This window comes from Zoogloea sp. (assembly GCF_041904905.1).
Classification (GTDB): domain Bacteria; phylum Pseudomonadota; class Gammaproteobacteria; order Burkholderiales; family Rhodocyclaceae; genus Zoogloea.
In genome coordinates this window covers 79,598-96,680 of record NZ_JAYRMI010000008.1, presented here as the reverse complement: position 1 = coordinate 96,680, position 17,083 = coordinate 79,598, and the positions used below count along the sequence as shown (strand labels likewise).

Genomic DNA, 17,083 nt, shown 5'->3' with positions numbered 1-17,083 from the left:
GTGTTCCGCGACGTGACCGAGCAGCACCGCTTCCAGCAGCAGCTCCAGTGGCAGGCCGCCCACGACGCCCTCACCGCCCTGCCCAACCGGATGTTGCTGGCCGACCGCTTCGGCCGCGCCCTGGAGAAAGCCCGCCGCAACGACACCCTGCTGGCGGTGTGCGTGCTCGATCTGGACCGCTTCAAGCCGGTGAACGACACCCACGGCCACGAGGTGGGCGACAGCCTGCTGGTGCAGGTGGCCGACCGGCTGCAGCACCAGCTGCGGGCCGGCGACACCCTGTCGCGGCTGGGGGGCGACGAGTTCGTGATCCTGTTCGAGGACGTCAAGAGCGCCGCCGAGCTGCACGTGCCCCTGGCACGCATCCTGGATGCGCTGGCCACGCCCTTCGAGATCGGCGACCGGCAGCTCAAGGTGTCGGCCAGCATCGGCGTGACCCTCTACCCCCTCGACGACAGCGACGCCGACGCCCTGATGCGCCACGCCGACCAGGCCATGTACCAGGCCAAGCAGGCCGGCCGCAACCAGGTGGCGTGGTTCGACGTGCTGCAGGATCGCAGCATGCAGGAATCCCTGCAGATCGTGGCCAGCGTGCGCAAGGCCCTGGCCGGCGGCGAGCTGGCGCTGTTCTACCAGCCCAAGGTGGACATGCGCAGCGGCGCGGTGGTGGGCATGGAGGCCCTGCTGCGCTGGCACCACCCGGAGCGCGGGCTGGTGGCGCCGGGCGAGTTCCTGCCCCACGTGGAGCATTCCCAACTGATCGTCGACATCGGCAACTGGGTGATCGAGGCGGCGATGGTCCAGGCCCTGGCCTGGCGCGCCGCCGGCCAGCCGTGGAGCGTGAGCGTCAACATCGCCGCCCGGCAGATCCAGATGCCCGGCTTCATCGACCGGCTCAAGGCCCTGCGCGCCCGCTACCCCGAGGCGCCCGACCACCTGCTGGAGATCGAGATCCTCGAATCGGCGGCGCTGCACGACGTGGAGCAGGCCCGCCGGCTGATCCTGGAGGTGCAGCAGTTGGGCTTCGACTTCTCGCTGGACGACTTCGGCACCGGCTACTCGTCGCTCAAGTATCTCAAGCGGCTGCCGGTCAACACCCTCAAGATCGACCAGACCTTCGTGCGCGACCTGCTCGAAGACCGGGACGACTGCGCGCTGGTGGGCGCGGTGATCGGCCTGGCTGGCGCCTTCCGCCGCGGGGTGATCGCCGAGGGGGTGGAGACCTGGCGTCACGCCGAGCGCCTGCTTGAGATGGGCTGCCACGTCGGGCAGGGCTACGGCATCGCCCGGCCCATGCCCGCCGCCGAGGTGCTGGGCTGGGCGCGCGGCTTCACCCCGGCCTTCGCCGCCGGCGCGGGGTGAACCCCGCTGTCATGGCGATTTCCATCCGGGCTGGCGTGGGCATCCGGGCGGCATCCGCACAAAATTTTCCAGATCGCCCATTGAGGCCAGCCCGCCCCTCGATTAAACTCCTTGCCCACGTCATTTTTCGGCGTTGGGGGGCGGAATCTTGGTGGACCTGCAGTGGGAGGATCGGGGTGTCGTGCGCAGGTTCTCGGGCGTGGTGACGATCGACGAGCTGGACATCTCCGCCGCGGCGATCCAGGCCGACCCGCGCATCGACGCGCTGTGCTACAGCATCCACGATTTCCGGTCCGTCACCGAGCTGAGCGTGGACGACGACGACATCGAGTTCCTGGCCCTCCGCGCCGCCGTCTCGCTCCGCCACAACACCATCATGCGCATCGCCTACGTGGGCGACCACCCGGTCATCACCCGCCTGATCGACGCCTTCAACCGCTGCTGCACCTCCCATCACCGCTGCCACCGCTTCGCCACCCTCTCGGAGGCCCGGCGCTACACCGCGGGCGCCTGCCGGCGGAGCATCGGTCGCGCGCCCACCGCCGACGCGGCGGCCCCGCCCGCCTGAGCGCCCGCCGCGCTACGCGGCGATCGGTCACGCTCCGCCGCGGAAAAATCTCGTCCGACCGTCAAGTCGCCGCGTATCGCGTCGCTATAATCGACCCGGAATGAGCTTTCCCCTGTACGCACGGCGATGAAGACCAGGACAACCCTCTACGATCTGCTCGGCCTCACCCCGACGGCGAGCGAGGCCGACATCCACGCAGCCCACATGCGGCTGGTCCGTCACTACCAGTCCGGCACCCACGGCCTCGATCCGGCGGACGCCGACAACCGCATCAAGGCCATCAAGGAGGCCTGGTGGATCCTCTCGGAGCCCGGCCGGCGCGCCGCCTACGACGCCAGCCTGGTGCCCACCCAGCCGGAGCCCCCGCCGGGCCTGGACGTGCCCGCCGGCGTGCTGCCGGTGGACATGCCGCCGCGTCGGGCCTTCAAACCGCGCTCGCCCCTGCGCACCATGCTCAACGTGATCGGCGGGCTGCTCGCGGTGGGCGTGGGGGTGCAGATCCTCATGTCGGCGTTTGCCGTGCGCCAGATGGCGCAGATCGACAACGGCGAGGCGATGAGCGCCGCCCAGTCCCGCGCCGCCGCTGCCGAGCGCCGGCAGATGTACGGCGATCTCACCGACGAGGAGATCGCCCGTCAGGCCACCGAGGAGCGCCGTCGCCGGGAGGCCTACCAGCAGGCCGAGGCCGATCGCCGGGCCGAATACGAACGCCGCGAGGCCGAACGCCGTCACGAGATGGCGCTGGCCGAGCGCAAGCAATACGCCGATCAGGTCTCCAACGAGCTGCGCCGCGCCGAGGAAGAAGCCCGCCGCCGGGCCGAGTGGGAGCGCCAGCAGAAGGAAGCCCGCGAGCGCGAAGAGGAAGCCCGCGAGCAGATGCGCCTGGAACAGCGCCTGGCCCGGGAGCGGGCACGGCTGGGCGTATCCTCCTCCTCCGGCTACTGAAGCGGCCGCCCCGGGGGCGGGTTTCGGGGCGCGCCGGGCGGCTTTGCGGGATAATCCGGCATGACCTCCCTGCCGCCTCTGCCGGACGACGCCTCCCGCGCCGATCCCACCTTCGTGCCGCCCCCCGCCCCGGTGGGCGCCGCGCCTTTCGAGACCCTCGCGCTGCCGCCGGCGGTGCTGGCCAATCTGGCCCGCCTGGGCTACCGCACCATGACCCCGATCCAGGCCGCCAGCCTGCCCGTGGCGCTGGCCGGCTTTGACCTGATCGCCCAGGCCAAGACCGGCAGCGGCAAGACGGCCGCCTTCGGCCTGCCGCTGCTGCAGCGCCTCGACGCCCGCCGCTTTGCGGTGCAGGCGCTGGTGCTGTGCCCCACCCGCGAGCTGGCCGAGCAGGTGGCGCAGGCGCTGCGCCGCCTCGCCCGCGCCGAAGACAACATCAAGATCCTCACCCTCTGCGGCGGCTCGCCGATCCGCCCCCAGGCCGACAGCCTCGCCCACGGCGCCCACGTGGCGGTGGGCACGCCCGGCCGGCTGATGGACCACCTCTCCCGCGGCAGCCTCAAGCTCGACGCGCTGGCCACCCTGGTGCTCGACGAGGCCGACCGGATGCTCGACATGGGCTTCTTCGACGACATCGCCTACGTCGCCCGCGCCTGCCCGAAGCACCGCCAGACCCTGCTGTTCTCCGCCACCTACCCGGAGGGCGTGGTGAATCTGGCCCGCCAGTTCATGCGCCAGCCCCAGGAGATCGCGCTGCCCGAGCAGCACGCGGCCGACAAGATCCGTCAGCGCTTCTTCGAGGTGGCGCCGGATGCGCGCCTCGCCGCGGTGGGCCTGCTGCTGCGCCACTACCGCCCCGAGAGCACCCTGGCCTTCTGCAACACCCGCCAGCAGTGCCGCGATCTGATCGACGTGCTCCACGCCCAGGGCTTTCACGTGCTGGCGCTGCATGGCGAGCTGGATCAGCGCGACCGGGATCAGGTGATGGTGCAGTTTGCCAACGGCAGCTGCTCGGTGCTGGTGGCCACCGACGTGGCCGCCCGCGGCCTTGACGTGGCCGGGCTGGAGGCCGTCATCAACGTGGATGTGACGCCCGACCCGGAGGTGCACGTCCACCGTATCGGCCGCACCGGCCGGGCCGACCGGGACGGCTGGGCCCTCAGCCTCGTCGGCCCCAACGAGAAGAACCGGGTTGCCAACATCGCCAGGGCCAACGGCTTCGAGCCGGTGTGGGAATCCCTCGCGGATCTCCACGCCGAGGACGCGCCGGTGCCCCAGCCGCCGATGGTGACGCTGCAGATCCTGGGCGGGCGCAAGGAGAAGATCCGCCCCGGCGACGTGCTGGGGGCTCTCACCGGCGAGGCCGGCTTTGCGGCCGGCCAGGTGGGCAAGATCAAGGTGACCGACCAATCCACCTACGTGGCGGTGGAGCGCGGCATCGCCCGCCAGGCCCTGAAGCGCCTCGCCGACGGCAAGATCAAGGGCAGGAAGGTCCGCGTCTTCCTGCTCGACGAGTAAACTCGGGGCCTTCGCCCGACACCGCCTCCATCATGGCCGACACCCCATCCCATCGTTTCACCGAGCCGGAGATCGCCGGCGTCTATCGGGCCATCGCCGAGCGGCGCGACATGCGCCACTTCCGCCCCGATCCGGTCGATCCGGCCCTGCTCCAGCGCCTGCTGTGGGCCGCCCATCACGCCCCCAGCGTGGGCTACATGCAGCCCTGGCGCTTCATCCGCATCACCGACCGGGCCTTGCGCGAGCGCATGCACGCGCTGGTCGAGGTGGAGCGTCGCGCCACCGCCGAGGCCCTGGGCGAGCGCCAGGACGACTTCATGCGGCTGAAGGTGGAGGGCCTGCTGGAGGCCGGCGAGGTGGTGGTGGTGGCGCTGGCCGACGGCCGCGAGAAGCACGTCTTCGGGCGGCGCACGCTGCCCGAGATGGATCTGGCGTCGGTGGCCTGCGCGATCCAGAACATGTGGCTGGCGGCTCGCGCCGAGGGCATCGGGCTGGGCTGGGTGTCGATTTTCGATCCGCTCGAGCTGGCCGCGCTGCTGGGCATGCCGGAGGGCGCCCGCCCGGTGGCGATCCTGTGCATCGGCCACGTGGAGCAGTTCTACCCCCGCCCGATGCTGGAGATGGAGCACTGGGCCGAGCGCATGCCCATCGAGACGGTGCTGGCCGAGAACGTCTGGCCGGCGCCGCCCGAGGGCTGAGCGGGCGGCTCAGGAGCCGGCCAGCGCTCCGTCGGCCGGCCCGGTCGCCGGGGCCGCGCCCAGCGGCAGCAGCTTCTGCAGGGTCTGGATGTAACGCTGCAGGGCGGCGAGCCCGGTGGGGGTGAGGCTGTAGCTGGTCTGGGTGCGGCCGGGGCCGTCGCTGCGGCGCAAGCCCACGTAGTCGGCGGCGATCAGCTTCTTGAGGTGCGATTCCAGGTTGCCGTCGGAAACCTGCAGGTTGCGCTTGAGTTCGGAAAAGCTGGCCTCGTCGCAGCCGGCCAGGAAGGCGGCGATCTGGGTGCGCAGGGGCTGGTGGAGGAGCGGGTCGAGGTTGTCCATAGGGCGGCCCGCCGGGTGGCGGGCGTCGGTTGGCTTGTTTCAGTTTTTCATTTGGCAGGGCGCGCAGGGCCTGCGGCCCCGGCGTTCACTTCAGGTTGAATTCTGCACGCATCGAGCCGGGATTGCGCCCGTCCTTCTCGCCGGGCACGGCGATCTCGAAGTGGCCGCCGACCAGCTGGTTGCCGGCTTTCCAGGTCTTGCCGTCGAGGCTGGCCCAGTGCTTGTAGGTGTACAGATCCTGCTTCGTGCGCACGGTGAGCACGCCGCGGGCTTCTTCCTGCAGCAGGCTGCCATGGATGCGCGTCTCCACCGGCAGCGGCGCGCCGGCGGGGTAGAGCAGGATGAAGGGCTGGCCGGCAGGCGGCGTGTCGCCGAAGCGCACGACCGGCAGGCGGGCCATCTCGTCGCCGCCGGGGGGAATGCCGGCGCAGGCGGTCAGCGCGCAGGCGCCGAGGATGCTGAGGGTGCGAAGGATCATCGAGGTGCTCCTGGGTGAGGGAAGGTTTCAGTTGCGGGGATGGCCGTGGAAATCCACCACCAGCGCCGACTCCACCACCGGGCCGGCGGTCGGGTCGAGGCGGGCGCGGATCCACGGGATGGAGATCCAGCGGGTTTCGCGGGCGAGCTGCCACGGCTCGCCGGGCAGGCGCAGGTCGCCGGTGGGGGCGCCGTCGCGCAGCAGGACATCCACCGGGCGGTCGAGGGTGAGGGGCAGTACGGCGTCGGGCATGGGGCGGAACAGGTCGCCCGATACCGCCACCTTCACCGGCACCGGCTGGCCGGCGGGCAGGCGCAGGATGACCTCGCCCGCGGGCGTCGTGCCGGGCCGGTAATCGGCCAGCGGGGTGACCGGCACCTCGGGGGGCAGGCTGGCGGCGGCCAGCCGGTGGGCGACCAGGGGCACCGCCAGCACCACCACCGTCCAGCCGGCGGCCTGGCCGAGCCGCAGCGCGAAGGGGCGCGCACGGCCGTGGTCGAGGAGCAGCGACAGCAGCGGCAGGCCGATGCCGAACACCGCGGCGGCGATCCACTTCATCGTCTCGAAGGGCAGCCGGGCGACGAGGCCCGCCACCCCGATGGCGATGACGATGCCGCCGGCCCATTCGAGCACCTCCTCGGAGAACAGGCCGTGCACGTACAGGGCGAGGCCGATCAGCACCAGCCACACCGTGCACAGCATGTAGGCGCCGCCGTAGAAGAAGGTGGCGAAGGTGAACAGCGTGCCCACGGCCATCAGCAGCCACAGCAGCTTGACCACCTGACGGTGGATGAAGGACCACGTTTCGTCCCGCGCGGCCTTCACGCGGCGGGTCAGGTGCCAGTCGGCAAAGCCGGTGCCCCCCAGCACCGCGGCGAGCAGCAGCAGCCAGGCCACGGCGCGGGCGTTGGTGTCGGGGATCTGCTCGGCGGTGAACAGCAGGTCGCTGGCCATGAACAGCCCGGCGCCGGCCAGGCCCCACAGGATCAGGCTGTGGCGCTCCATGCGCAGGTTGCGCTGGCCGCGGGTGAGCATGGACTGGATGCTGTCGAGCTGGCGGGCGATGGGGTCGGCCATGGTCGGGTATTCCGTGAGGTTTTACTCTGTGGTTCAGAGTTTATAACTCTGAAATTCAGAGTGTCAACCGCCGCCAAGGTGAGCGCCCCCTCCCCGGCGGCCCCCGAGCCGCTACAATGCCGCCTCTTTTCCATCAGCACGGATGTACCCCGCCATGTGGTTCCGCAACCTCCAGATCTACCGTCTCCCCGAAAACTGGGCGCTCACCGCCGACACGCTGCAGGAAAAGCTCTCCGCCCGTCCCTTCCAGCCCTGTGGCAGCCAGGACATGGCGAGCCGCGGCTGGAGTTCGCCCACCAAGGACGACCGCTTCGTGCTGGCGGTGAAGGGCCATTTCCTCGTCTCGCTGGCCGTCGAGCAGAAGCTGCTGCCCTCGTCCGTGGTCAATGACGTGGCCGCCGACAAGGCCGAGATGATCGAGGCCCAGCAGGGCTACAAGCCCGGCCGCAAGCAGATGAAGGAGATCAAGGAGGCGGTGCTCCAGGAGCTGCTGCCCCGCGCCTTCACCCGCCGCCGCCGCGTGTTCGCGTGGATCGACCCGGTGGGCGGCTGGCTGGTCATCGACGCCGCCAGCCCGGCCCGCGCCGAGGAAGTCCTCGAAGCCCTGCGCGACACCCTCGACGAGTTGCCGGTGAAGATGGTCAAGACCAAGCTGTCGCCGGTGTCGGTGATGACCGGCTGGCTGGCCGCCAACGAGGCCAGCGGCAACTTCACCATCGACCTGGACTGCGAGCTGCGCGCCGTCACCGACGAGAAGGCCGCGGTGCGCTACGTGCGCCACGCGCTCGATGGCAAGGACGTGCAGGACCACCTCGCCGCCGGCAAGCTGCCGACGCGTCTGGCGCTCACCTTCGACGACCGGGTGAGCTTTGTCCTCACCGAGAAGATGGAGGTGAAGCGCGTCGCCTTCCTCGACGTCATCAAGGAAGAGGCTGAGAAGCAGGCGGACGCCGCCGACATGCAGATGGAGGCCGACTTCGCGCTGATGAGCGGCGAGCTGTCGCGCCTGATCCCGGCGCTGCTGGCGGTGCTGGGGGGCGAGGACAAGGACACGGTGATCTGACCCGCCGCCGGGGCTCCCCGGCAGCCCACGCAAACGGCGGCCCGCGGGTCGCCGTTTTTGTCTGGCGCGCGCCGCGGCCGCCCGCCCTCAATCGCCCAGCTTGTCGAAACCCAGGTACAGGGCGGTGAAGCGGGCCTTGCCGCTGGCGAGGAAACGCTGGAAATCCCACTCGCCGGCCCCCAGCCGGGCGGTGAGGGCGGGCTTGAAGACGTAGGTCCAGGCGGTGAGCAGGCGGCCGTCGGCGGTGAGCACGCCGACCTCCTCGCGGCTGTACTCGTCGCCTTCGAAGGCGTCGAGGCGCGGCCAGGCCGTGTCCGGCAGATCCAGGTAGAGCACGCCCTCCACCCGGTTGCCCCGGGCGGGCACCATGCCCGGGTATTCCTGATCGATCACCGGCGAGCGCCGGTAACCGTCGAGCCGGGCCGGCACCGAGGCCATCCGGGCGGCGCACACGGCGCTCATGATGTCCTCGCACATCAGCGAGCCGTAGGTGAAGCAGTGGGCGGGCATGGAGCGTCTCCGCGGGAGGTCAGGGTGAAGGAAAGCCGCACGCGTCCAGCGCCGCGGCGGCGGGCTCGGTGGCCACCAGGATCAGCTTGAGGGTGGCCCGGGTGGCGCCGACGAAGAGGCGTCGGAGGGCGGCGTCGTCGAGGGTGGTGAAGTCGATCTCGGTGAGGATCACGCAGGGCGCGGCGCGGCCCTTGAAGCGGTGCACCGAGTCGATGAGGATGTCGCCGTCGGTGAGGATGGGGTTGCCGAGCAGGTCGTAGCGGCCGGTGGGGGCGCGCAGCGGAAAGCCCCCCAGCCGGGTGAGGGGGGTGAGCCGGGAGTGCTCCCGCCCCCGGTAGGTGACCACCGCGATGTGGGGCCGCTTGAAGCCCAGCCCGACCGCCCGGGTGAGGGCGCGGGTCGTCGCCGCGGCGAGGTCGTCCGGGCCGGCGTAGCGCAGGAGTTCCACCCCGCTGCCGGAGACCGGGCTGCCGGCGGCGATCTGCCGGTCGGGCAGAAGGCGGGCGAGGCCGCTCAGGATGTCCCGCGGGCTGCGGTAGTTGGTGTCGGCGTGGAGCGTCACCCAGCCGGGCAGCGCCACCGGCGGGCGGGCGTAGAGGTTCTGCAGCGGGTCTTCGAGCCACCAGGCGCGGCCGCCGTCGCGCAGGAAGCGCAGCAGGTTGTCGGCCCAGCCGGCCTGGAAATCCTGGCCTTCGTCCACGATCAGCTCGTCCACCCGCTCGGCGTCGATGGGCTGGTGGGTGTCGAGGGCGGCCTCGAGGCGGGCGAAGGCATCCGGCCGGGTGAAATCCGGCGCCTCGCCGCGGGCCCGCAACAGGCGGTCGGCCAGCTGGTGGTAGGTGACGACGATGCCGCCGGGCGGGGCGATCAGGGCGATGTGGTCGGCCAGCGGGCGGTTGTAGCAGACGTACATGGGCAGCCGGCCGGCGGCCAGCGCATCGCGGTAGGCGGCCATCGCCAGCTGGGTCTTGCCCGAGCCGGCGGTGCCCGTCACCCGCAGCCGGAAGGGCGTGAAGTCGATCCGCCGCGCCCACTCGGCCAGCCCGCCGGCGAGCCGGGTGTACAGCGCGTGGGCCTCGCCGACGATGGCGTGCACCTCGGGCACCAGCTCGAGCATCTCGCCCAGGAAGCGCTCGACCCTGGCCCGGTTGATGAGCCGCGGGCCGTCGGCGGGCAGGATGCCGCGGATCGTCTCGACGAGATAGCGCCGCCGGGGGGCGTCGACGATGCGCGCCGGGTCGATGCCGGCGGTGCCCGGCGAGCGCACGGTGTAGTCGGGGCAGTACAGCAGGGCGTCCACCTCGACGGGGTCGTCGCCGCAGGCCGCCCGCAGGCGGTGGGCGAGGGCGTCCACGCTGCGCGCCAGCAGCACCGGCACGCAGCTGTCCTTCTGCCCGTAGCGCTTGACGAGGCCGCCCGGGGTTTCGGCCAGGAAGCCGGATTTCTGCTCGACCAGCAGCAGCTTGCCGGTGGGGCCGACGATGGCGAAGTCGATCTCCCCGACGATGGCCTGGCGGCCCTGCTGGATGCGCGTCCAGTGCACCCCGTGGAACACCGTGAAGCTGTCGGGCAGGCCGTCGGCGAGCAGGGCCAGCGTCTCGATCTCGCGCTGGGCGGCGCCGGTGGCGGCCAGCTCGCGCCAGCCTGCGGGGTGAACGATGGCCATGGGTTGCGGGGTTGGCGGGTGGGTTGTCGGGGGCGTTTGCGGTACAGTGGCCCGGAAGCCGTCCGGGCAGCCGGATGTCCCCCATTTTGTCAGAAAGGAAGCCCTCGATGCGCTACTGCCGCTCCGTCGCCGCCATCCTCCTCGGCCTTGCCGCCACCCACGCTACCGCCGACGAGGTGGGCTGCGTGACCACCACCTGGAAGCTGATCGGCGCCAACCACAAGGTGTGCGTCGAGGCCTTCCACGACGCCAAGGTGCCGGGCGTCACCTGCCACGTGAGCCAGGCCCGCACCGGCGGCGTGTCGGGCAGCCTGGGGCTGGCCCAGGACCCCTCCCAGTTCTCGCTGGCCTGCCGCCAGACCGGCCCCATCGCCCTGCCCGCCAAGCTGCCCGACAACGAGGTGGTGTTCTCGGAGGACACCTCGCTGGTGTTCAAGGAGACCCGCATCGTGCGGATGTTCGACAAGGCCAACAACACCCTGGTGTACCTCGCCATCAGCCGCAAGCTGATCGACGGTGCCCCGGCCAACAGCATCTCCACGGTGCCGGTGATGCCCTGGGGCGCCAGGTAAGCCGACCGCCGTTGATACCCGTCAAGGAGCGCGGCCCCGGGCGACGGCGACAATCGGATTCACCCACCCTGAGGCCGCCGCCATGTTCCGCATCTCCGCCTATCTCCGCGAAATCGCCGCGCCCACGCCGATCGGCCCCAAGCGCAACCCGCCCGGCCCGGTGGTGATCTGGAACCTGATCCGCCGCTGCAACCTCACCTGCAAGCACTGCTACTCCATCTCCACCGACAAGGATTTTGCCGGCGAGCTGTCCACCGACGAGGTCTTCCGCACCATGGACGACCTCAAGGCCTTCCGGGTGCCGGTGCTGATCCTCTCCGGCGGCGAGCCGCTGCTGCGCCCCGACATCTTCGAGATCGCCGGCCGCGCCAAGGCGATGGGCTTCTACGTGGGCCTGTCGTCCAACGGCACCCTGATCGACGACAGCAACATCGACGCCATCGCCGCCGCCGACTTCGACTACGTGGGCATCAGCCTCGACGGCATCCGCGAGACCCACGACCGCTTCCGCCGCCTCGACGGCGCCTTCGACCGCTCGCTGGCCGGCCTGCGCCGCTGCCGCGAGCTGGGCGTCAAGGTGGGCGTGCGCTACACCATGACCCAGGACAACGCCGCCGATCTGCCCGGCGTGCTGCAGCTGGTGGAAGACGAAGGCATCGACCGCTTCTACTTCTCGCACCTCAACTACGCCGGCCGCGGCAACAAGAACCGCGCCGACGACGCCCGCCACCGCCTCACCCGCGACGCGATGAGGCTGCTCTTCGAGACCGCCTGGAAGTACGAGCAGCGCGGCCTCGTGCGGGATTTCACCACCGGCAACAACGACGCCGACGGCCCCTTCTTCCTCGCCTGGGTGCGCGAGCGCTTCCCCGAGCACGCCGCCCACATCGAGGCCAGGCTGATGCAGTGGGGCGGCAACTCCAGCGGCGTGAACGTCGCCAACATCGACAACCTGGGCAACGTCCACCCCGACACCATGTGGTGGCACCACACCCTGGGCAACGTGCGCGAGCGCCGGTTCGGCGACATCTGGACGGACGTGTCCGACCCACTGATGGCCGGCCTCAAGCAGTCGCCCCGGCCCGTGACCGGCCGCTGCGCCGACTGCCGCTACCTCGCCATGTGCAACGGCAACACCCGCGTGCGCGCCCAGCAACTCACCGGCGACCCCTGGCAGGAAGACCCCGGCTGCTACCTCGACAATGCCGAGATCGGCGTGGCCGACGACGCCGCCCGGCTGGAGGTGAAGCCCTGGGTACGCCTGCAGCCGGCCGCCTGAACCACCCGCCGCGCCCCCACCCGAACCCGGACCCGTGCGATGAAACGCCTGCTCTCCATCCTCGCCCTCGCCACCCTGGCCTTCTCCGGCCACGCCACCGCCACCGCCGCCGACGCCCCGGCCCTCTACAACCAGCACTGCCTCGCCTGCCACGGCGCCGGCCGCCTGGGCGGCATGGGCCCGGCGCTGCTGCCCGAGAGCCTGGAACGCCTCAAGCGCAAGGACGCCGTCGCCACCATCCGCGACGGGCGCACCGCCACCCAGATGCCGCCCTTCGGCCAGACCCTGCAGCCCGACGAGATCGAGGCCCTGACGGGCTGGATCTACTCGCCGGTGAGCCCCGCGCCGGCCTGGGGCGAGGCCGACATCCGCGCCTCCCGGGTCGAGCCCTTCCCCCGCGGCAGCCTGCCCGACGCGCGCCAGGGCGAGGTGGCCAAGGCCGACCCGATGAACCTCTTCATCGTCGTCGAGGCGGGCGATCACCACGTGAGCGTGCTCGACGGCGACCGCATGGCGCGCATCCACCGCTTCCCGTCGCGCTACGCCCTGCACGGCGGGCCCAAGTTCACCCCGGACGGCCGCTACGTGTTCTTCGCCTCCCGGGACGGCTGGGTGAGCAAGTTCGACATCTGGAACCTGAAGGTCGTGGCCGAAGTGCGGGCCGGCCTCAACACCCGCAACGCCGCGGTGTCCAGTGACGGGCGCTATGTGGCGGTGGCCAACTACCTGCCGGGCAATCTGGTCATCTTCGACGCGGATCTCAAGCTGCTCAAGGTCATCGACGGGCGCAACCTCAAGGGCGACGTCGGCTCGCGCATCTCGGCGGTGTACGACGCCGCCCCCCGGCGCAGCTTTGTGGCCGCCCTGAAGGACATCCCCGAGCTGTGGGAGGTGAGCTACGACCCGGGCGCCGAAGACATCGCCGCCGGCTTCATCCACGACTACCAGTACAAGGAAGGCGCCTTCATCCCGGGCTTCCTCAACCCCCGGCGCAGCCCGCTGGAGCACGTCCTCGACGACTTCTTCTTCACCCAGGATTACACCGAGGTGCTCGGCACCTCCCGCGAGGGGCGCGGACAGGTGGTCAACCTCGACGCCCGCCGCAAGGTGGCAGACCTCAGCCTGGACGGCATGCCCCATCTCGGGTCGGGGATCTCATGGCTGCTCGACGGCCGGCGGGTGGCCGCCAGCACCCACCTGAAAGACCCCAAGCTCAGCGTGATCGACCTGAAGAGCTGGCAGACGGTGGCCACCATCCCCACCCTGGGGCCGGGCTTCTTCCTGCGCAGCCACGAGAACAGCCCCTACGCCTGGGTCGATTCGATGATGAGCCCGACGGCGAAGGACACCCTGCAGATCATCGACAAGCAGAAGCTCCAGGTGGTGGCCCAGGTGCGCGAGCCCGGCAAGACCTTCGCCCACGTGGAGTTCGACCGCTACGGCCGCTACGTGATCGCCAGCCTGATGGAGAAGGACGGCGCGCTGATCTTCCTCGACGCCACCACCTTCAAGGAGATCAAGCGCCTGCCCGCCAGCAAGCCCATCGGCAAGTACAACCTCTTCAACAAGATCCAACGCTCCGAAGGCACCAGCCACTGAGCGCCGGGCGGGTCAGCAGCCCAGCGCGAAGCGGCGGCCGTGGGCGGCCCGCCGGCTGGCGGCCAGCCGGTCCATGGTCGGGCCCGTCTGAGGCTGGCGCATCGCGGCGTCGAGGTGGCGGATCTCCGTCGCCCAGTGTTCGCATTCGGCCGCCCGGAGGTCGGCCTCGTCCGGCTGGGGCGCCGATGGGCGGGGGCTCGGCACGGCCGGTCGCGCAGCCGCCAGCTGATCGTACTGTTCCCGATAGCTTGCCGTGGGCGTGCCCGGCGGCGGGGCGTGCAGGGCGATGATTTCCTGCACCTCGCCCGGCGCGCAGGGGCGATCCGAGAAGCTTGGCGTGCCGCCGCGCAGGCAGCGGTAGGCTTGATCCGCCCGGACGGCGGGCTGTGGCGGGGGCGGCGGCGCCGGCCGGGGCTGCTCGGGCAGCGGCGCGCCCGGCGTGACGACCGGCGGCGGGGCTTCGGCGGGTGCGACGGGGGCAGGGGGCGTCTGCGGGTGTTCCGCCGACCACCAGGCCAGCCCGGCGGTCAGCAACAGCGCAACGAGCAGGATCGAGCCTTCCTTCATCTCGGGTTGAGCGCCAGGCCCTTCAGCAGCCTAGCGCGATCCGCTTCTCGACGTAGGCGCGGCGGCGGCTGGCGAGTTGTTCGGCGGCGCTGGGGGATTGGGGGTGGCGCAGCGCGGCGTCCACGCCCTCGATCACCTCGAGCAGCTCGGCGCACAGGGCGGCCCGCTCGCCGGCGTCGCTGGCGGCGTGCACCTCCAGGCGCTCCGGCGCGGCCGGCGGCGGCACCGGGCTGGGGGACTGGGCGGCGGTCTGCTGGTGGGGGAAGGGGCTCTCGGCCTGGGGCGCAGCCTTCCAGCCGGCCGTCCGGAAGTGATCCGACCAGTAGGCGATCCCCGCCGCCAGGGCCAGGGCGGCGAGCAAGGCTGAACCTTCCTTCACGATGGAATCTCGTTCGACATGGGCGCGAATCTATCACCCAATCCGGGTTACCGTATGCGACCTGCGGCACGACAACCGTTCACCAGTTTGACCGCGCTCAAGGTTGACCGGCGGCGATTGGGCCAATCTGGCACCCACACCGGCGCTCCCGCCCCCTCATCCGGATAGCTTCCATGACCGACACCGCCTCGCCCATCATCGTCGACGCCCGTGGCCTGATGCCGCCCGAGCCCCTCAACCTGACCCTCGAAGCCCTCGATACGATACAACCGGGCGGCGAGGTGGTCCTGATTTTGTATCGCGAGCCCGGCCCGCTGTACGACATCCTGCGGCGCAACGGCTACGCCCACCGCACCGAAACCACGGAGAGCGGGGAGTTCCACATCCATATCCGACACGCCGCTGCCTGAGGCGGGTTTCAGTCGTGGAGGGCCAGGCGGGCGGCGTCGTGGATCACGATGTGCTTGCCCTGCACCGAGATCAGCCCGCCTTCCGACAGCTCGTGGAAGATGCGCGAGAGGGTTTCGGGCGTCAGGCTCAGGCGCGACGCGATGACCTGCTTGCTGGTCGGCAGCTCCACCTCGTGCCGCCCGCCGGGCGCGCAGGGGGCGCTTTCGGCCAGCTGCAGCAGGTAGCCGATCACCCGCTGGGTGGACGAGCGCAGGGCGTAGGATTCCACGTCGCGCACCATCGAGTGCAGGCGGATCGACATGCCCGCCAGCAGCTTGCGGGCAAAGCGCGGGTCCTGCTCGATCTGGTCGAACACCGCGGCCGAGCCGATGTGCAGCAGCAGGGTGTCGGACAGCGCCTCGCCCAGCACCGGGTAGGGCTGGTCGAGGAACATCACCGCCTCGCCGAAGCTCTGCAGCGGCCCGAGGATCTCGACCACCTTCTCGTTGCCCTGGGCCGAGGTGAAGGCCAGCTTGATCTGGCCCCACACGATCAGGAAGAAGCCCTTGGGGGATTCGCCCCGCTGGAACAGCCGCTCGCCTTTCTGGAGCCGCCTCTCCCGGGTGGCCGCCGCCATGTGGGCGAGGTCTTCGGGCGACAGGGCGCCGAACAGGGGCATGCGGCTCAACAGGCCGGGAATGTCGATCTTGTCGGTACTCATGAGCGGTCTTTCTGGTTGGGCGAACGTGCGACCCCGATTCTAACCCTGCGCGCTCCCGCCGCAGCCATTTGCTGACTTTGCGATTCATCATCATGGAAAAGCCGATCCAGCTTCAAGCCCGCCCCGCCGCCCCGCCGCCCGCTGCGCCCCAGCCTGCGTCGCTGGCGGCGATCCTCTTCGCCGCGCCCCACCGGCCGATGTTCCTCGCCGGTGCGGTGCAGATCGTGCTCGTCTTCCTCCCGTGGCTGTGGGAGCTGCTCGCCCGCAGCGGCGCGGTGGCCGGCCCGGCGTGGCCCTGGCCGCCGGGCTGGGTGCATGGCCTGTGGGCGGCCTACGGGGTGTTCCCGTTCTTCGTGTTCGGCTTTCTGATGACCGCCATGCCCCGCTGGCAAGGCATGCCCGACACCCCCGGCAGCGCTGCGCGGGCGCCCTGGCTGGGGCTGGTGGGCGGCTGGCTGGCGTTCGACCTGGGGCTGCTGGCGGGGGCCGGGTGGCTGCAGGCGGCCGGGCTGGCGCTGGTGCTGGGGGGCTGGCTGCGGGCGCTGGCGGTGCTGCGTCCGGTGGCGTTCCGGGCCGGCAAGCCGCGGCTGCATCCGGGCAGCGCATGGCTGGCGCTGGCGGCCGGCGCGGTGGGGCTGGCGGCGTGGATCGTGTTCGCCCTCACCGGCGCGCCGCTGGCCGCCCGGGCGGGCCTGTCGATCGGCGTGTATGGCCTGCTGGCGCCGCTCTTCATGGTGGTGAGCCACCGGATGATCCCCTTCTTCTCCGGCTCGGCGCTGCCCCGCTACGAGGTGGTGCGGCCCGACTGGACGCTGCGGGTGCTGCTGGGCGTCAGCGCGACCCACGGCCTGCTGGACATCGCCGGCATGGCGGCCTGGGCCTGGCCGGCCGACCTGCTGGGGGCCGGCACGGCCCTCTGGCTGAGCTGGAAGTGGCAGCTGCGGCGCAGCTTCGAGGTGCGCCTCCTGGCGATGCTGCACATCGGTTTTGCCTGGCTGGGCGTGGCCTGGCTGCTGGCGGGGGGGCAGGGGCTGCTGCATCTGGCGGGCCTCGACGCCCTCGGCCTTGCCCCGCTGCACGCGCTGGCGGTGGGCTACTTCGCGACGATGACCCTGGCGATGGTGTCCCGCGTCACCCTGGGCCACTCGGGCCGCCCGCTGGTGGCCGACGGGCTGACCTGGCGCCTGGCCCTGGGCCTGCACGGCGTGGCGGCGCTGCGGGTGCTGGCCGACGTGCTGCCCGCGGGGCTGGCGCCGCCGCTGCTGGTGGCGGCCGGGGCGGGCTGGCTGATCGTCTTCCTGCCGTGGACGCTGCGGCTGGTGCCCATCTACCTGACCCGCCGCAGCGACGGC

General features: G+C 71.2%; 19 protein-coding genes. 11 read left to right on the top strand and 8 right to left on the bottom strand.

The window, feature by feature from the left end:
* The 5 genes from ACE3N6_RS04235 to bluB all read left to right on the top strand — a co-directional run.
* The coding region (locus tag ACE3N6_RS04235; RefSeq protein WP_374243932.1) for a putative bifunctional diguanylate cyclase/phosphodiesterase at positions 1 to 1,362 on the top strand (1,362 nt) is incomplete at its 5' end.
* 181 nt (positions 1,363 to 1,543) lie between these two features.
* Complete coding sequence (locus ACE3N6_RS04230; protein WP_374243931.1) at positions 1,544 to 1,930, top strand: hypothetical protein; 387 nt, start codon at positions 1,544 to 1,546, stop codon at positions 1,928 to 1,930.
* A gap of 126 nt (positions 1,931 to 2,056) precedes the next feature.
* A complete protein-coding gene (locus ACE3N6_RS04225) occupies positions 2,057 to 2,875 on the top strand; it encodes a J domain-containing protein (protein ID WP_374243930.1) in 819 nt (272 codons plus the stop codon).
* Between the two features lie 60 nt (positions 2,876 to 2,935).
* Entirely contained in the window at positions 2,936 to 4,393 is a 1,458-nt protein-coding gene (dbpA, locus tag ACE3N6_RS04220) for an ATP-dependent RNA helicase DbpA (protein ID WP_374243929.1), read from the top strand.
* Positions 4,394 to 4,425: 32 nt separating this feature from the next.
* Positions 4,426 to 5,091 (top strand): 5,6-dimethylbenzimidazole synthase, encoded by a 666-nt coding sequence (bluB, locus tag ACE3N6_RS04215; protein WP_374243928.1) that lies wholly within the window; start codon positions 4,426 to 4,428, stop codon positions 5,089 to 5,091.
* 9 nt (positions 5,092 to 5,100) lie between these two features.
* Here the strand turns inward: bluB and ACE3N6_RS04210 are convergent, their stop codons facing one another.
* From ACE3N6_RS04210 to ACE3N6_RS04200, 3 genes are all read right to left on the bottom strand, one after another.
* Complete coding sequence (locus tag ACE3N6_RS04210; protein ID WP_374243927.1) at positions 5,101 to 5,430, bottom strand: transcriptional regulator; 330 nt, start codon at positions 5,428 to 5,430, stop codon at positions 5,101 to 5,103.
* 85 nt (positions 5,431 to 5,515) lie between these two features.
* Positions 5,516 to 5,908, bottom strand: a complete 393-nt coding sequence (locus ACE3N6_RS04205) for a hypothetical protein (RefSeq protein ID WP_374243926.1) — start codon at positions 5,906 to 5,908, stop codon at positions 5,516 to 5,518.
* Positions 5,909 to 5,935: 27 nt separating this feature from the next.
* A complete protein-coding gene (locus ACE3N6_RS04200) occupies positions 5,936 to 6,985 on the bottom strand; it encodes a hypothetical protein (RefSeq protein WP_374243925.1) in 1,050 nt (349 codons plus the stop codon).
* Between the two features lie 154 nt (positions 6,986 to 7,139).
* Between ACE3N6_RS04200 and ACE3N6_RS04195 the strand changes: the two genes are divergently transcribed.
* A complete protein-coding gene (locus ACE3N6_RS04195; protein ID WP_374243934.1) occupies positions 7,140 to 8,048 on the top strand; it encodes a recombination-associated protein RdgC in 909 nt (302 codons plus the stop codon).
* 87 nt (positions 8,049 to 8,135) lie between these two features.
* On the opposite strand, the gene ACE3N6_RS04190 is transcribed toward ACE3N6_RS04195, so the two are convergent.
* On the bottom strand, positions 8,136 to 8,558 hold the full coding sequence (locus tag ACE3N6_RS04190; protein WP_374243924.1) for a gamma-glutamylcyclotransferase family protein: 423 nt from the start codon (positions 8,556 to 8,558) through the stop codon (positions 8,136 to 8,138).
* Positions 8,559 to 8,577: 19 nt separating this feature from the next.
* Positions 8,578 to 10,224, bottom strand: a complete 1,647-nt coding sequence (locus ACE3N6_RS04185; protein WP_374243923.1) for an ATP-binding domain-containing protein — start codon at positions 10,222 to 10,224, stop codon at positions 8,578 to 8,580.
* Between the two features lie 107 nt (positions 10,225 to 10,331).
* On the opposite strand from ACE3N6_RS04185, the gene ACE3N6_RS04180 reads away from it, so the two are divergent.
* The 3 genes from ACE3N6_RS04180 (at position 10,332) to ACE3N6_RS04170 (ending at position 13,674) form a co-directional block, all read left to right on the top strand.
* Positions 10,332 to 10,796, top strand: coding sequence for a CreA family protein (locus ACE3N6_RS04180; RefSeq protein ID WP_374243922.1), 465 nt, complete (start codon positions 10,332 to 10,334; stop codon positions 10,794 to 10,796).
* An 82-nt stretch (positions 10,797 to 10,878) separates the two neighbouring features.
* The gene (nirJ, locus tag ACE3N6_RS04175) at positions 10,879 to 12,075 is read left to right on the top strand and encodes a heme d1 biosynthesis radical SAM protein NirJ (protein ID WP_374243921.1); all 1,197 of its coding nucleotides are present in this window, start codon (positions 10,879 to 10,881) and stop codon (positions 12,073 to 12,075) included.
* Between the two features lie 39 nt (positions 12,076 to 12,114).
* Positions 12,115 to 13,674 (top strand): cytochrome D1 domain-containing protein, encoded by a 1,560-nt coding sequence (locus tag ACE3N6_RS04170; protein ID WP_374243920.1) that lies wholly within the window; start codon positions 12,115 to 12,117, stop codon positions 13,672 to 13,674.
* A 12-nt stretch (positions 13,675 to 13,686) separates the two neighbouring features.
* Here ACE3N6_RS04170 and ACE3N6_RS04165 read toward each other — a convergent pair whose 3' ends face one another.
* Positions 13,687 to 14,241, bottom strand: a complete 555-nt coding sequence (locus ACE3N6_RS04165) for a hypothetical protein (protein ID WP_374243919.1) — start codon at positions 14,239 to 14,241, stop codon at positions 13,687 to 13,689.
* Positions 14,242 to 14,263: 22 nt separating this feature from the next.
* Complete coding sequence (locus tag ACE3N6_RS04160) at positions 14,264 to 14,620, bottom strand: hypothetical protein (protein WP_374243918.1); 357 nt, start codon at positions 14,618 to 14,620, stop codon at positions 14,264 to 14,266.
* 173 nt (positions 14,621 to 14,793) lie between these two features.
* On the opposite strand from ACE3N6_RS04160, the gene ACE3N6_RS04155 reads away from it, so the two are divergent.
* Positions 14,794 to 15,030 (top strand): sulfurtransferase TusA family protein, encoded by a 237-nt coding sequence (locus tag ACE3N6_RS04155; protein ID WP_374243916.1) that lies wholly within the window; start codon positions 14,794 to 14,796, stop codon positions 15,028 to 15,030.
* 8 nt (positions 15,031 to 15,038) lie between these two features.
* Here the strand turns inward: ACE3N6_RS04155 and ACE3N6_RS04150 are convergent, their stop codons facing one another.
* Positions 15,039 to 15,731, bottom strand: a complete 693-nt coding sequence (locus ACE3N6_RS04150) for a Crp/Fnr family transcriptional regulator (RefSeq protein WP_374243915.1) — start codon at positions 15,729 to 15,731, stop codon at positions 15,039 to 15,041.
* A 92-nt stretch (positions 15,732 to 15,823) separates the two neighbouring features.
* Between ACE3N6_RS04150 and ACE3N6_RS04145 the strand changes: the two genes are divergently transcribed.
* The coding region (locus tag ACE3N6_RS04145; RefSeq protein ID WP_374243914.1) for an NnrS family protein at positions 15,824 to 17,083 on the top strand (1,260 nt) is incomplete at its 3' end.

Coding starts and splice junctions, on each gene's coding strand:
- ACE3N6_RS04225 (WP_374243930.1), top strand. CDS start 2,057: ATGAAGACCAGGACAACCCTCTACGATCTGCTCGGCCTCACCCCGACG.
- dbpA (WP_374243929.1), top strand. CDS start 2,936: ATGACCTCCCTGCCGCCTCTGCCGGACGACGCCTCCCGCGCCGATCCC.
- bluB (WP_374243928.1), top strand. CDS start 4,426: ATGGCCGACACCCCATCCCATCGTTTCACCGAGCCGGAGATCGCCGGC.
- ACE3N6_RS04210 (WP_374243927.1), bottom strand. CDS start 5,430: ATGGACAACCTCGACCCGCTCCTCCACCAGCCCCTGCGCACCCAGATC.
- ACE3N6_RS04205 (WP_374243926.1), bottom strand. CDS start 5,908: ATGATCCTTCGCACCCTCAGCATCCTCGGCGCCTGCGCGCTGACCGCC.
- ACE3N6_RS04200 (WP_374243925.1), bottom strand. CDS start 6,985: ATGGCCGACCCCATCGCCCGCCAGCTCGACAGCATCCAGTCCATGCTC.
- ACE3N6_RS04195 (WP_374243934.1), top strand. CDS start 7,140: ATGTGGTTCCGCAACCTCCAGATCTACCGTCTCCCCGAAAACTGGGCG.
- ACE3N6_RS04190 (WP_374243924.1), bottom strand. CDS start 8,558: ATGCCCGCCCACTGCTTCACCTACGGCTCGCTGATGTGCGAGGACATC.
- ACE3N6_RS04185 (WP_374243923.1), bottom strand. CDS start 10,224: ATGGCCATCGTTCACCCCGCAGGCTGGCGCGAGCTGGCCGCCACCGGC.
- ACE3N6_RS04180 (WP_374243922.1), top strand. CDS start 10,332: ATGCGCTACTGCCGCTCCGTCGCCGCCATCCTCCTCGGCCTTGCCGCC.
- nirJ (WP_374243921.1), top strand. CDS start 10,879: ATGTTCCGCATCTCCGCCTATCTCCGCGAAATCGCCGCGCCCACGCCG.
- ACE3N6_RS04170 (WP_374243920.1), top strand. CDS start 12,115: ATGAAACGCCTGCTCTCCATCCTCGCCCTCGCCACCCTGGCCTTCTCC.
- ACE3N6_RS04165 (WP_374243919.1), bottom strand. CDS start 14,241: ATGAAGGAAGGCTCGATCCTGCTCGTTGCGCTGTTGCTGACCGCCGGG.
- ACE3N6_RS04155 (WP_374243916.1), top strand. CDS start 14,794: ATGACCGACACCGCCTCGCCCATCATCGTCGACGCCCGTGGCCTGATG.
- ACE3N6_RS04150 (WP_374243915.1), bottom strand. CDS start 15,731: ATGAGTACCGACAAGATCGACATTCCCGGCCTGTTGAGCCGCATGCCC.